This is a genomic window from Nocardia sp. NPDC051321 (assembly GCF_044455225.1).
Lineage (GTDB): Bacteria > Actinomycetota > Actinomycetes > Mycobacteriales > Mycobacteriaceae > Nocardia.
Genome location: NZ_JBITEM010000013.1, coordinates 215,108 through 228,964 on the forward strand (window position 1 = coordinate 215,108; position 13,857 = coordinate 228,964).

The 13,857-nt window shown below is 67.8% G+C and carries 13 protein-coding genes; 12 read left to right on the top strand and 1 reads right to left on the bottom strand.

Annotated elements, in window-relative coordinates:
• The first annotated feature begins 243 nt into the window (after positions 1-243).
• From ACIA8C_RS30675 to ACIA8C_RS30700, 6 genes are all read left to right on the top strand, one after another.
• Entirely contained in the window at positions 244-1,125 is an 882-nt protein-coding gene (locus ACIA8C_RS30675) for a thioesterase family protein (RefSeq protein ID WP_397140709.1), read from the top strand.
• A gap of 183 nt (positions 1,126-1,308) precedes the next feature.
• Entirely contained in the window at positions 1,309-2,166 is an 858-nt protein-coding gene (gene proC, locus ACIA8C_RS30680; protein WP_397140711.1) for a pyrroline-5-carboxylate reductase, read from the top strand.
• 334 nt (positions 2,167-2,500) lie between these two features.
• A complete protein-coding gene (locus ACIA8C_RS30685) occupies positions 2,501-2,686 on the top strand; it encodes a helix-turn-helix domain-containing protein (RefSeq protein ID WP_014988570.1) in 186 nt (61 codons plus the stop codon).
• A gap of 263 nt (positions 2,687-2,949) precedes the next feature.
• Entirely contained in the window at positions 2,950-3,051 is a 102-nt protein-coding gene (locus ACIA8C_RS30690) for a 30S ribosomal protein bS22 (protein ID WP_003402602.1), read from the top strand.
• Between the two features lie 170 nt (positions 3,052-3,221).
• Positions 3,222-4,295: an NAD-dependent epimerase/dehydratase family protein gene (locus tag ACIA8C_RS30695; protein WP_397140713.1), complete on the top strand. Its 1,074-nt coding sequence runs from the start codon at positions 3,222-3,224 to the stop codon at positions 4,293-4,295.
• Entirely contained in the window at positions 4,292-5,317 is a 1,026-nt protein-coding gene (locus ACIA8C_RS30700) for a lysophospholipid acyltransferase family protein (RefSeq protein WP_397140715.1), read from the top strand. Before ACIA8C_RS30695 ends, ACIA8C_RS30700 begins: the two co-directional genes overlap by 4 nt.
• A 1,031-nt stretch (positions 5,318-6,348) precedes the next feature.
• On the opposite strand, the gene ACIA8C_RS30705 is transcribed toward ACIA8C_RS30700, so the two are convergent.
• Complete coding sequence (locus tag ACIA8C_RS30705; RefSeq protein ID WP_397140876.1) at positions 6,349-7,302, bottom strand: HAD family hydrolase; 954 nt, start codon at positions 7,300-7,302, stop codon at positions 6,349-6,351.
• Positions 7,303-7,488: 186 nt separating this feature from the next.
• On the opposite strand from ACIA8C_RS30705, the gene ACIA8C_RS30710 reads away from it, so the two are divergent.
• The 6 genes from ACIA8C_RS30710 to ACIA8C_RS30735 all read left to right on the top strand — a co-directional run bounded on the left by ACIA8C_RS30710 (position 7,489) and on the right by ACIA8C_RS30735 (position 13,811).
• A complete protein-coding gene (locus tag ACIA8C_RS30710; RefSeq protein ID WP_397140717.1) occupies positions 7,489-7,749 on the top strand; it encodes a glutaredoxin family protein in 261 nt (86 codons plus the stop codon).
• A 484-nt stretch (positions 7,750-8,233) separates the two neighbouring features.
• Complete coding sequence (locus ACIA8C_RS30715; protein ID WP_397140719.1) at positions 8,234-9,094, top strand: redox-sensing transcriptional repressor Rex; 861 nt, start codon at positions 8,234-8,236, stop codon at positions 9,092-9,094.
• Between the two features lie 64 nt (positions 9,095-9,158).
• Positions 9,159-10,598, top strand: coding sequence for a glutamyl-tRNA reductase (locus tag ACIA8C_RS30720; protein WP_397140721.1), 1,440 nt, complete (start codon positions 9,159-9,161; stop codon positions 10,596-10,598).
• Between the two features lie 49 nt (positions 10,599-10,647).
• A complete protein-coding gene (gene hemC / locus ACIA8C_RS30725) occupies positions 10,648-11,727 on the top strand; it encodes a hydroxymethylbilane synthase (protein WP_397140723.1) in 1,080 nt (359 codons plus the stop codon).
• A 73-nt stretch (positions 11,728-11,800) separates the two neighbouring features.
• Positions 11,801-13,366 (top strand): uroporphyrinogen-III synthase, encoded by a 1,566-nt coding sequence (locus ACIA8C_RS30730; protein ID WP_379291175.1) that lies wholly within the window; start codon positions 11,801-11,803, stop codon positions 13,364-13,366.
• A gap of 211 nt (positions 13,367-13,577) precedes the next feature.
• Complete coding sequence (locus ACIA8C_RS30735; RefSeq protein ID WP_397140725.1) at positions 13,578-13,811, top strand: hypothetical protein; 234 nt, start codon at positions 13,578-13,580, stop codon at positions 13,809-13,811.
• The last annotated feature ends 46 nt before the right edge of the window (positions 13,812-13,857 follow it).

Consider the following 13,857-nt stretch of genomic DNA (forward strand, 5'->3'; position numbering starts at 1 on the left):
TGGCAACCGGATGTTTGATTGGACGCTAAAAGCTATGCGCCGCAATCGTTTTGCGGATGCCGAGCATCTCCATGCTGATCTGACGGCGACTTTCTCCGCGTTGGTCGTGCCACGCCGATGTGACGCATCTCGCGCTCGGCGGACGGGAATGCGCCCGTCGAACCGCATGGTTCTACGCTGTACGAACGCCGCGTACCAGCAACCCCTGATCGCCGACGTGGCCGATGGACGACAGGAGTGACGATGACGACGGAGCTGGACCTAGCACAGGTAAGCGAGACCGATGCCCCGTTCCGCCGGGTGCTCGCGCTGACCGAGCTGCCCGCGACGGTCCCCGACACCGGTCGCTACGTCGGCCATATCGGCAAGTCCTGGACGATCGGCAAGAAGGTGCACGGCGGCACCATGGTCGCGACGAGTGCGGCGGCCGGGCTGCGGTGGCTGCGCGCGGCCGATCCGGCGCTGACCGAGCTGGCCCCGATCGCGGCCAGCACCGACTTCCTCGGCGCGCCCGATCCCGGCGACGTCGAATACGAGGTGCACGTCCGCAAGATCGGCCGCCAGATCTGCCTGGCCGACGTGAACCTGATCCAGCACGGCCGCACCCTGGTGCGTACCGCGCTGACCTTCGGCCACCTCGACGACACCGCGCCGCGTTTCGCGCGCGAGCACGACGACATGCCGGTCGAACCGCCCGCCGACGCGGTCGGCTACGAGCCCGGCTCGCCGATGGGCCGGGTCGTGCACGTGGGCCAGTCCGCCGAGCTGTACCTCGATCGGGAGTGGGCGCGCTTCCTCGACGGCGAAACGGCCGAGCCGCGCCTGCGCCTGTGGATACGCCCGCGCCCCGCCGACCAGCAGGACCCGGAGGTCGCGATGTTCTTCGCGATGATGAGCGCGGACATGAGCCCGCCGGTCCCGTACAACCTGGGCCAATTCGGCTGGTCGCCCACCGTTCAGATGACCACCTTCCTGCGCCGCAAGCCCGTCCCAGGCTGGCTGCGCATCATCGCGACCACACACGAGGTCGGCGCCCGTCTGTTCGACGAGGACCAGCTCATCCTCGATTCCACCGGTGCCGTCGTCGCGCAGAGCCGCCAGTTGGCGCTCATCCCGGTTCGCTGAGGCGTTCACGGGTACGGCCCGCCTGGCGTCGTCGGTTCGATTTCACGGAACGTAACATCTGATTCGGCCAGTACATGGGTAACTCCGGGGGTACCCCGGGAGCTGGGCAAAGTACCGGACCGCCGGCCCGCGATGTAACCAGAGCGGTACCTAACGATCGGCAAAAGGCGCGGAGAGGCGGATATGCGAATTGCGGTTATCGGTGGCGGACGCATAGGGGAGGCGTTGCTCGCCGGCCTGCTCGAGTCCGGGCGGCTGGCGAAGGACCTGGTCGTCGTCGAGACGTTCCCGGAGCGGGGCGCGCAGATCGCCGAGCGTTTCGGGGTGCGGGTCACCGACTCGGTGGCCGACGCCGCGGTCGGCGCGGACCTCTTGGTGGTCGCGGTCAAGCCCGCTGATGTGGACGCGGTGATGACCGCACTTGGCAAGGCCGCGCTCAGCGACAACGCGAGCGTCGGCAACGATCGCGACCAGATCCTGGTGTCGCTGGCGGCCGGTGTGCCGACCGCGCGGCTGGAGGCGAAGTTGCCCGCCGGTTTCCCGGTGGTGCGGGTGATGCCGAACACTCCGATGCTGGTGGGTCAGGGCATGAGCGTGATCGCGCCGGGCAGGCACGCGCGGCCGCCGCAGCTCGAGCTGGTGACCGAGGTGCTCGGCGCGGTCGGCAAGGTGGTGACCGTCGCCGAGGCGCAGATGGACGCGGTCACCGCGGTCTCCGGTTCCGGGCCCGCCTACTTCTTCCTGATCGTCGAGGCCATGGTGGACGCGGGCGTCGGCCTCGGCCTGACCCGTGAGGTGGCCACCCAGCTGGTGGTGCAGACCATGGTCGGTTCCGCGGCACTGCTCGACGAGTCCGGCCAGACCGCGGCGGAACTGCGTGCCGCGGTCACCTCACCGGCAGGCACCACCGCCGCCGCGGTGCGCGAGCTCGAGCGTGGCGGGGTCCGTTCGGCCTTTCTGGAAGCGCTGCACGCCGCGAAGCAACGTTCGGCCGAACAAGGTGGCACGAGCGAAGGCCTTGGCGTCGGCAGCGCGATGTGACCTCGGTGCCGCTGGCATTCGTCGATCGGGGCTGCCGATGCGTTCGCCGGACATCATCGGTTCGGAAGCACGCAACCGGTCGGTTCCTAATGGGAAAAGCTGATTTCTCACTCCCGTCGCAGTAACACCACTGGTCCCGCTAAGCTTCAAGCAGCACGTGCGTGTCTGTTCCGCCGGTGGGGAAGCCGGCGGCGCGGGCGTGCCGGAGGTCAATGGTGCAATGATGTCTAACAAGATGTCTGCAAGTAGCTCAGGAAGTTCGAGTGGCCCAGGCCCCTCAGGTGCCCGGGCTGGTTCCCGGACGCCAGGTGGTTCCGGGTCGCAGGGTCAACCCATGCTCGGCGGCACTCAGTTCCTCACGGTCGCCGAGGTGGCGAGCCTGATGCGAGTGTCCAAGATGACGGTGTACCGGCTCGTGCATTCCGGTGAGTTGCCCGCGGTGCGGGTGGGTCGTTCGTTCCGGGTGCACGCCAAGGCGGTGCACGACTATCTGGAGACGTCCTACTTCGACGCGGGATGAACGCCTGATCCGTCCGCGGCCCACGGGTCGCGGGACGCCGGCGGACCTGGTCCGGCGGCGTTGGATCAGGCGGTTTCGAAGCTGGCCGGACGTGCCGGTACGATGGACCCTCGGTTCGTGTTCGCCCGCCGGTGGCATCACCTTGTGGTGCCCGGTGGTACCCGGCGGCGCGGACATTGGACGTGAGGCTTGCCGAACGACCGGTCAGTTGGCGTACGTGTGTAGCGTGCGCGCCGAGTAGAGAGAACGCGAGGAACAACCCTATGGGTTCTGTGATCAAGAAGCGCCGCAAGCGCATGTCGAAGAAGAAGCACCGCAAGCTGCTTCGCCGCACACGTGTGCAGCGGCGCAAACTCGGCAAGTAAGCGCTGCGCGTCAGCTCGAAGGCCCGTCACCGTCAGGTGGCGGGCCTTTTTGTTTCCGGTGATGGAAGTCATCGTTAGAACCTGGTAAATACCAGCAGAACCCGTGAACACAGCGGCTACCCTAGGAACCGGGGAATAAGTCAATCGGGGGCTTGCCAAGGTGGGATGCGGTGGCTTCTGAGGCTCGAGACGGACACACGCCGAAAGTCGTGTTGGTGACCGGCGCCAGTCGCTTCTTCGGCGGCAACGTGGTCGCGCGTCTCGCGCAGGACCCCGATATCGACCGCATCATCGCGGTCGACACGATGACCCCGAGCCGAGAGTTGCAGCGGCGCATGGGCCGTGCTGAATACGTGCGCGCGGACATCCGAAATCCATTGATCCGTAAGGTGATCGATGGTGGCGCGGTGGATACCGTGGTGCATGCCGCGGTGCTGGCCAGGTCGCCGGGCGGGGCCGGGCGCGCGGTGATGAAAGACCTCAACGTGCTCGGCGCGATGCAGCTGTTCGCGGTGTGCCAGAAGACGCCGACGGTGCGCAGGGTGGTGGTGCGTTCCTCCTCGGCGGTATACGGCTGCAGCGCGAAGGACCCGGCGAAATTCACCGAGGAAATGAGCGCGCGCACGCCGCCACGCGGTGAGTTCGCCCGCGACATGATCGACATCGAAGGTTTTGTCCGCGGCCTCGCGCGGCGGCGACCGGATATCGCCACCGCCATTCTGCGTTTCGCGCCGATCGTCGGACCTCGGATGGCGAGCCGGGGCATGCAGTATCTGCGTTCGCCGATCACGCCGACGGTGTTCGGCCGCGACGCGCGACTACAGCTGCTGCACGAGGAGGACGCGGTCGCGGCGCTCGCGCACGCCGCGCTCACCGCCCGCGCGGGCACCTACAACATCGCGGGCGACGGCGCGCTGGCCCTATCCCAGGCGGTGCGGCGTGCGGGCCGGATCGAACTGCCGGTGCCGTTCGCGCTGTTCCGGACCGCGGGCCGGGTGCTGATGGGCACGGTGATGCGCGAATTCTCCGGCGAACAGCTCGACTATTTCCATTTCGGTTGTGGCCTCGACACCACCAGGATGCGTGCCGAACTCGGGTTCGCGCCGCGCTGGACGACGATGCAGGCCTTCGACGACTTCATCGGGGGCGCAGCGTTGCGGCCCGTCATCGATCCCGCGTGGATCGATGCCGCAGAAAACAAACTGCTCGGCCTGCTCGGGGCCGGTACGGGAGCACAGCAATGAACGACGTAGCGAAAGTCATCCAACTCCACGACTTACAGGACGACGCGCGCCCGCGCTCGATCGGCCGGCGCTGGCCGGAGCATGCGCATGGCGAAGCGCCCAGCTCGGTGATCTCGTTGACCGAACGTCTCGCGGCCACCGAACCGGCTGCGCCGCAGTCGCTCTCGGATTTGGTGCGCGGCGCGCTCAGCAAGCAGATCGGCAAGACCGCCGATTTCGCCCGCCGCCGGATTACCGGCGACTACCAGGTGGACGAGTTCGGTTTCGACGAGCACCTGCTCGAGTCGGTGATCCTGCCCGCGTTGCGCCCGATGTCGGAGCTGTGGTTTCGGGTACAGGTCAGCGGGATGGAGAACATTCCGGAGGCGGGGGGCGCGCTGATCGTGGCCAATCACGCGGGCACCATTCCGCTGGACGGGTTGATGCTGCAGCTGGCCATCCACGACCGGCACCCGAAGCAGCGGGCACTGCGCCTGCTGGCCGCCGACCTGATCTTCGAAACGCCGCTGCTCGGCGCGCTCGCCCGCAAGGCGGGGCACACCCTCGCCTGCCGCGAGGACGCCGAGCGGTTGCTGCGCTCCGGCGAGCTCACCGGTGTCTTCCCGGAGGGCTTCAAGGGGGTCGGCAAGCAGTACGCCGACCGCTACAAGCTGCAGCGGTTCGGCCGCGGCGGTTTCGTGGCCGCGGCGGTGCGCGCCGGCGTGCCGATCATCCCGTGCTCCATCGTCGGCTCCGAGGAGATCTACCCGAAGCTCGCCGACCTGCAACCGCTCGCGCGCCTGCTCGGCCTGCCATACTTCCCGGTGACGCCGCTGTTCCCGTTGCTCGGCCCGCTCGGCGCGCTGCCGCTGCCGTCGAAGTGGTACATCGAATTCGGCGCGCCGATCCCGACCACCGGCTACGAGCCGGAGGCCGCCGACGACCCGATGACCATGTTCGAGGTCACCGACCAGGTCCGCGAAACCATCCAGTCGACCCTCTACAAACTACTCACCAAGCGCCGCAACCCTTTTACCGGCTGAACCGCCAAAAGCACCAGCGAACGGAGCGCCCCAACACCTGCCCGCAGCTACCCCGTCGTCCCGGCGAACGCCGGGCACCAGTCGGTAAACCCCTCGGCCGCACTGGTTTCCGACGTTCGCCAGACCGACGGGTGCGCCCGCTAGACATCGACGTGAGTCATATGGTCGCCAAAAGATCTTGTAAAGCGACCATTTGACTCACGTCGATGGCCGAGAACGACCATTTGGCTCACCTCGATTACGGAAGGTCCCTCAACGGGACCACCGCCAGTCTTCACGCTGGGACTTGAGCGTTGCCCATGCCAGGCTGCGGAAGAGAAAGCCGGGGACGGCAGGCGACGCGCCCAGCATTACTCGATCATCCCCTGCGATATGTACACCTAACCGGATGTGTACACCTGAGGACTCGATGCGTGTACATATCCGGATCAGTACAGCTAAGGACGGCCCAAGGTGAGCAGCCCTGAAAGCTGAAGACCTGTCCACGTTTTCCCGTGAGTAGCGTGGTGGCGTCGTGTGCCGTACCCCGGCTGTAGTTATCGGTCAGGTGCGTGGTGTCGCGTTCCAGCGTGGTCATCTGGCTGTGGTGACGTTATAGAGATTTTCAAGATCAAGTGAGTCAAATGGTTGCTGTCAGAGATCATTTAGCGACCTTTTGACTCGCCTCGATGCTCGCTATCGGTGCTGTACCCCGGTTCACCACAGATCCGCACCCTGACTCGGGATCCGCACTCAGAAGAGGGCCCTAAAGTCGGTGCGTATCCCGAGTGTGGGTGCGGATTCTGTTGCCTGCGTGGGGAGTTGGGGAATGCTCGCCGTTTGTGTGAGCTGCACACCGGGTATACCGAGTGTGCGGGTTGAACAAAGGGTGAGCGGTTCGATTTGGGCATTTGAGCGAGCGGTGTTGCGGGCGTTTCAAGATCAATTGAGTTTTATGGTTGCTGGCTAAATCAATTGGCTACCGTGGGACTCGTCTGTGGTTATTGGCGGTTTTGTTCGACGGCAAACCATTTGGTTCGGCTTGTCGGTGGTTAGTGGTCGCGCTTGCGGGTGACTGCCGCGGCGACTGCGCCGCCTGCGGCGCCTAGCGCTAAGGCCGTGGGGACGCCGATTTTTGCGGCTTTGCGGCCGGTGCGGAAGTCGCGGATTTCCCAGCTGCGGTTTTTTGCCACCTCGCGGAGGTCCGAATCGGGGTTGATCGCGACCGCGGTGCCGACCAGTGAGAGCATCGGTACGTCGTTGTGACTGTCGGAGTAGGCGGTACAACGCTTGAGGTTCAAGCCTTCTCGGATTGCCAGGGTGCGTACCGCGTGTGCCTTGCCGAGGCCGTGCAGGATGTCGCCGACCAGGCGTCCGGTGAACTTGCCGTCCACGCTTTCGGCCACCGTGCCTAACGCGCCGGTGAGGCCGAGGCGCTTGGCGATCACCTGGGCCAGCTCGACCGGAGTCGCGGTGACCAGCCAGACCTGCTGGCCCGCGTCCAGGTGCATCTGCGCGAGAGCCCTTGTGCCGGGCCAGATCTTGTCGGCGATGATCTCGTCGTAGATCTCCTCGCCGAGCTCGGCGAGCTCGGCGGTGGAGCGGCCTGCGATGAACGCCAGCGCCTTCTCTTTGCCGCTGGCCATGTCGGAGCTGTTCTCCCGCCCGGTAACCCGGAACTTGACCTGCTTCCAGGCCACGTCGACCAGATCGGAGGTCTTGAAGTACTTGCGCGCGGCCAGACCTCGGGCGAAATGCACGATCGACGCGCCCTGCACCATGGTGTTGTCCACGTCGAAGAAGGCTGCCGCGGTGAGATCGCGCGGCACCTCGGGACCGGTGAGATCCGGTTCCGCGAGCGCCAATTCCGCGTCGTGCAACGACAATGCGGCGTCCGCGCTCGCCTCGCCGGCCAGGTTGGCCCGCAGCTCTTCCTCGCTCGGGCCGAAGGGGCTGCGCGGGATGCGGGCGAGCTGATCCTGCAGGCCCTCACCGATCGCGCCCAGATTCCAGCGCGCCGGAAACTCGCCGAATCGCCCCGCGATGAATCCGGCCCTTGCCACCTTCGATCGTTCCGGCACCGATACCTCCGCCCGTCGCGCGAACCACGTCCACAGTAACCGGGCCGACCGACAGTCATCGCAGTACCTGGCAGACCGATCCGGGCGTGGCGAGGGGATTTAATATCCGCCATGACCAATCCCACACATTCGGTGACCCTGTTGACCAGATCGGGCTGCGGCATGTGCGCGACCGCGCTGGACCAACTGCGCGCGATCTGCGCCGATTTCGGCATCGAACCCGCGACGCTCGACGTCGACGAGGCCGCCGCCACCGACCCCGGCCTGCGCGCCGAGTTCGGCGACCGGTTGCCGGTGGTGCTGCTCAACGGTCGAGAGCACAGCTATTTCGACGTGGACGAGGCCAGATTACGGGCCGACCTGAGCCGTTGAGGGCTGAGCGTCAGCGCGGGAGGAGGCAGCGCAGCGTCACCACGGAGGCGCAGTGAAGCCCTCGAATCGAGCACTGCGGGCTCGGCGTCGGCACCGGAAGAGGCAGCGCAGCGTCACCACGGAGGCGCAGTGAAGCCCTCGAATCGAGCACTGCGGGCTCGGCGTCGGCACCGGAAGAGGCAGCGCGGCGACACCAACGCAGGCGCAGCGAAAGCCCGCAAATCGAGCACTGACCGGTAGCGAAGACCGATCGCTTCGGCCGCAGCGCTGGTCGCGACGGAAAATGAGGCCAATTTCACCGACTTTGTGAAGGGCTGCACAAGCAGTTACGGTGGTGGCACGCGGACCCGCTTGCCGAGGCTGCGGGCCCACCGCGTAAAGACACCCAGCATTCCGACACTTCGACCATGGCACCGGACCGTCCCGGGTCAGAGGTCAGCGATGAACACCGAACCCGATCGGGCCGGAACAAGGAGCCGACGACGTGACAGAGCAGCATGAGGCGCCGGGCGGCGTCTCCGGCAGGGCTCTGCAGAAGGACATCCCGCAGGCCACCGTCGCGCGTTTGGCGACCTATCTCCGGGTCCTCGCCACGTTGGCCGACGAGGGTGTTGCCATCGTATCGAGTGAGGAACTCGCTGTCGCGGCGGGTGTCAATTCCGCGAAATTGCGCAAGGACCTTTCCTTCCTCGGACCCAATGGGGTACGGGGTGTCGGCTATGACGTAGCCAGGCTGCGGACGAGGATCGAGGATGTGCTCGGCCTGTCGCAGGGACACCGCGTGGTGCTCGTCGGCGCCGGGAATCTCGGCCGGGCCCTGGTCGGCTACGGCGGATTCCAGCGGCGTGGCTTCACCGTGGTCGGCATCTTCGACAACCATCCCGAGGTGATCGGCCTTTCGGTCGCCGGTTTGGTGGTGTGCGATGTCGCCGGGCTGGCCGAGGCGGTCGCCGCGCTCGACCCGACCATCGCGGTCATCACCGTGCCCGACGACGCGGCCCAGGACGCCTGCGACCGGCTGGTCGCGGCCGGGCTGCAGTCCATCCTCAGCTTCGCGCCCTGCGAACTGAGCGCGCCCGCCAGCGTCGAGCTGCGCCGGGTCGACCTCGCCGTCGAACTGCAGATGCTCTCGTTCGAGCGAGTGCGTAACGCGGACAACGCATCCGAGGCCGTACCGGCGAGCGCGGGAGCCACCCGGCCCGCGTCGAGCCGGATCAGCCACCGCGCGCCCACCGCGCACACCTCGGCCGTACATCAGGCCCTCAAGCATTCGGCAGCCGCGCATACGGCGTCCTCGCACCCGGCAACGGAGCCAAGCAGCAAGGGATCGGTGGTCAGTCCATGAGCGAGCGAATCATGTGCCAGTGTGCATCGCGCATGCCGGAGCTGAGCGTTAGTGAGGCGCGGGCATGAGTGTTCTTCTGGTCGGGATTTCGCACCGGAGTGCGCCCGTTTCGGTACTGGAGAAGGTGGCCATCACCGACACCGACCGTCCCAAGCTGATCGACCGCATGCTGACCTCGAGCCACGTCTCTGAGGCGATGATCGTCTCCACCTGTAACCGGGTCGAGGTCTACGCCGTAGTAGACGCCTTCCACGGCGGCCTCGCCGAGGTCGGCGACCTGCTCACCAAGCATTCCGGGCTGCCGCTGCCCGACCTGACCAAGCACGCCTACGTCCGCTACAGCGAGGCCGCCGCCGAGCACTTGTTCGCGGTGGCCAGCGGGCTGGACTCGATGGTGATCGGCGAGCAGCAGGTGCTCAGCCAGATCCGCGGCGCCTACGCCTCCGCCGACGCCCAGCAGGCGGTCGGGCGCACCCTGCACGAGCTGGCCCAGCACGCGCTGCGGGTCGGCAAGCGGGTGCACTCGGAGACCGGAATCGACCGGGCCGGAGCATCGGTCGTGTCGGTCGCGCTGGATCGGGCGCAACAGGTGGTCGGCTCGCTCGCCGGCCGGACCGCCGTGGTGGTCGGGGCCGGTGCGATGGGCAGCCTTGCGGTGGCGCATCTTTCGCGGGCAGGCATCGGCCGGATCGTGGTGGTGAACCGCACCATCGGGCGGGCCGCGCGGCTGGCCGAGACGGCGGGCACCTACGGGGTCGCCGCCGAGGCGATGGAACTGTCCCGGCTCACCGAGGCGATGGCCGTCGCCGACGTGGTCGTCACGTGTACCGGCGCGGTCGGCAACGTGGTGACGCTGGCCGACACCCACCGGGCACTGACCGAGCGTGAGCGCGGCACCGAATTCGCCACCACGGAACGGCCGTTGGTGTTCTGCGACCTCGGCCTGCCCCGCGACGTCGAGCACGCGGTCGCCGGGCTGCCCGGCGTGACCGTGATCGACATCGAGACATTGCAGCGCGACCCGGCAGCGGGCGCGGCCGCCGACGACACCGCCGCCGCCCGCGCGATCGTGGCCGACGAGCTCGCCAAATACCTGACCGGCCAGCGGATGGCCGAGGTCACGCCGACCGTCGCCGCGCTGCGCCAGCGCGCCGCCGAGGTGGTCGAAGCCGAACTGCTGCGGCTGGATTCGCGGCTGCCGAGCCTGGCCGATCCGGAGCGTGACGAGGTGGCCCGCACGGTGCGCCGGGTGGTCGACAAGCTGCTGCACGCGCCGACGGTGCGGGTCAAGCAGCTCGCCTCCACGCCGGGCGGCGACAGCTACGCCGAGGCGCTGCGCGAGCTGTTCGAGCTGAAACCGGGTGCGGCGCAGGCGGTTGCCGCGCCGATGGAGATCTCCGCGATCGGCGATCGCGCGGGCATGTCGCGCACCGACGCCGACATCGCCCTCGCCGACGACTTCACCGCGAGCCATCGCGGCGACGAACCGGGGTCGCCGGCATGACGGCGGACAGGATCGGTATGGCCGCGTCCCGCATCCGTGAGGTGCGGGCATGACACTCGTGCAGGAAGAGGACAACGTGACGGCAGCCAGCATGCGCACGCCGTGGCGGATCGGCACGCGCGGCAGCCTGCTGGCGCTCACCCAGTCGGGCACCATCCGCGACGCGCTGGTCGCCGCGGGACACGAGGCCGAGCTGGTCGTCGTCAAGACGCTCGGCGATCTCTCGTCCGAGCCGGTGCAGCAGATCGGGGTCGGCGTGTTCACCTCCGCGCTGCGCGACGAGCTGGCCGCCGGAAACATCGACATCGCGGTGCACTCCTATAAGGATCTGCCGACCGCGCAGGACCCGCGCTTCACCATCGCCGCCATCCCGCCCCGGGAGGATCCGCGCGACGCGCTCGTCGCCCGCGACGGGCTGGTGCTCGGTGAGTTGCCCGCCGGCGCCAAGGTCGGCACCTCCGCGCCGCGCCGGGCCTCGCAGCTGCGGGCGCTCGGTCTCGGCTTGGACATCGTCGCGTTGCGCGGCAACCTGGACACCCGCCTGCGCAAGGTCAGCGAGGGCGACCTCGACGCGGTCGTGGTCGCCAGAGCGGGCCTGGCCAGAATCGGCAGACTCGACGCGGTGACCGAGGCGTTGGAGCCGGTGCAGATGCTGCCCGCGCCGGGTCAGGGTGCGCTGGCCGTCGAATGCCGCAGTACCGACACCGAACTCATCGAGGCGCTCACCGCACTGGATGATGCCGCGACCCGCGCGTCGATCGTTGCCGAGCGGGCGTTGCTCGCCGAGCTAGAGGCGGGCTGCACCGCGCCGATCGGCGCGCTCGCGGAGGTCGTCGAGTCCATCGACGAAGACGGCCGGATCTTCGACGAGCTCTCGCTGCGCGGTTGCGCGGCGGCCGTCGACGGTTCCGATGTGGTCCGTGCCTCGATAGTCGGTGCGCCGGCGAACGCGGACGAGCTCGGCCGGACGTTGGCCCGCGAACTCCTCGACATGGGCGCGCGCGAACTACTCAGCGTCGCCGAACCAGGGCTCAGCGCCCCCGAACCGGATTCCGGTTCGAATACCCAGGCGGTGAATGCGCCCGCCACCGACTTCACCCAACCCAGCCCAATGGAGAACAGCCAATGAGCGAGCGCAGTGAGCGATTCATGACACAGTGCGCACCGCGCATGACGGAGCCGAGCGTGAGCGAGGTGCAGGCATGAGTGGTCGAGCTACCAAGAAGCAGCCAGGTCGGATCCTTTTCGTCGGGTCAGGGCCCGGCGACCCGGCGTTGCTCACCGTGCGCGCCCGTGAGGTGATCGGCCGCGCGACGCTCGCGTTCACCGATCCCGATGTCGACAAGGGTGTGCTCGCCCTGATCGGGACCGCGGTCGAGCCTGCCGAGGACGGCGAGCGTCCGGTGGACGTGCGGCCCGCGCTCGGCGAGCCCGCCGAGGTGGCCAAGACGCTGATCGCCGAGGCCCGCAACGGCCACGACGTGGTCCGGGTCGTCGCCGGTGACCCGCTGACCACCGACTCGGTGATCGCCGAGGTCAACGCGGTCACCCGCTCGCACATGGTGTTCGAGGTGCTGCCCGGCCTGCCCAACGGTTCGGCCGTGCCGAGCTACGCGGGTATCGCGCTCGGCTCCGGGCACACCGAGGCCGACGTGCGCGGCGAGGTCGACTGGGCCGCGCTGGCCGCGGCCCCCGGACCGCTGGTGTTGCACGCGACCTCGGGCCACCTGGCCGAAACCGCCAGCGCCCTGGTGGAACACGGCATGGCGCCGCAGACCCCGGTCGCGGTGACCGTGCGCGGCACCACGCGCCAGCAGCGCACCATCGAGGCCACCCTGGCCACGCTGAACAGCGCCGCCTCCGAACTGGTCGGCCCGCTGGTGGTGACCATCGGCAAGGTGGTCGCGTCGCGCTCGAAGATGTCCTGGTGGGAGTCGCGCGCGCTGTACGGCTGGACCGTGCTGGTGCCGCGCACCAAGGACCAGGCGGGCGAGATGAGCGAGCGGCTGGTCACGCACGGCGCCATTCCGATGGAGGTGCCGACCATCGCGGTCGAGCCGCCGCGCAGCCCCGCCCAGATGGAGCGTGCGGTCAAGGGTCTGGTCGATGGCCGCTACCAGTGGGTGGTGTTCACCTCAACCAACGCGGTGCGCGCGGTGTGGGAGAAGTTCGCCGAGTTCGGTTTGGACGCGCGGGCTTTCTCCGGCGTGAAGATCGCCTGCGTCGGTGAGGCCACGGCGGACCGGGTCCGCTCGTTCGGCATCAACCCCGAGCTGGTGCCGAGCGGTGAACAGTCCTCCGAGGGCCTGCTCGCCGACTTCCCGCCCTACGACGATGTTTTCGATCCGGTGAACCGAGTCCTGTTGCCGCGCGCCGACATTGCCACCGAGACCCTGGCCGAGGGCCTGCGCGATCGCGGCTGGGAAATCGACGATGTGACCGCCTACCGCACGGTGCGCGCCTCGCCGCCGCCCGCGGAGACCCGCGAGATGATCAAGACCGGCGGTTTCGACGCGGTGCTGTTCACCTCGTCCTCCACGGTGCGCAACCTGGTCGGCATCGCGGGCAAGCCGCACGCGCGCACCATCGTCGCGTGCATCGGCCCGAAGACCGCCGAGACGGCCATCGAATTCGGTCTGCGCGTCGATGTGCAGCCCGAGGTCGCTCAGGTCGGCCCGTTGGTCGAGGCGCTCGCCGAGCATGCCGCCCGGCTGCGTGCCGAGGGCCTGTTGCCGCCGCCGCGGAAGAAGAGTCGCCGCAGCCGCTGATTTGCTGTAGACCCACTGCCCGTACCGAGTTCGGTACGGGCAGTGTGCATTTCGTTCACAGTGTCGCGATGGCATCGGTATCGGTTGTGCGGCAACGGATTTCATGCCACGTCGATGGCTATGCCCCTAGAACTATGGGCATCTCTCCTCTTGTGGTCAGGGCTAGTTTGGCCTGGCGTGTTAGCGCGATCACAAGAGAGAGTTGGTTTTGATGAAACGATCGATAGTGCACGTCGGCGCGGCAACATTCGCCACCGCGGTTATCGTATTGTCCGGCGGCGCTACGGCTTTCGCGGCGGCTCCGGCGGCCGCCGCGCCCGCCTACATCGATGGGTCGACGGGCAGCTCGACCGGTTCGGTGCAGGGTTTGCCCGCCATCGCGCGCGGGTTTGCTTGTCTGCTCAAGACGATGTCCGGCGGAACCGGCAGCATCTGCACCCCTTAGCGCACATTACGGCCAGGGCCGACGGCATCCGCCTGGCGGACGCCGT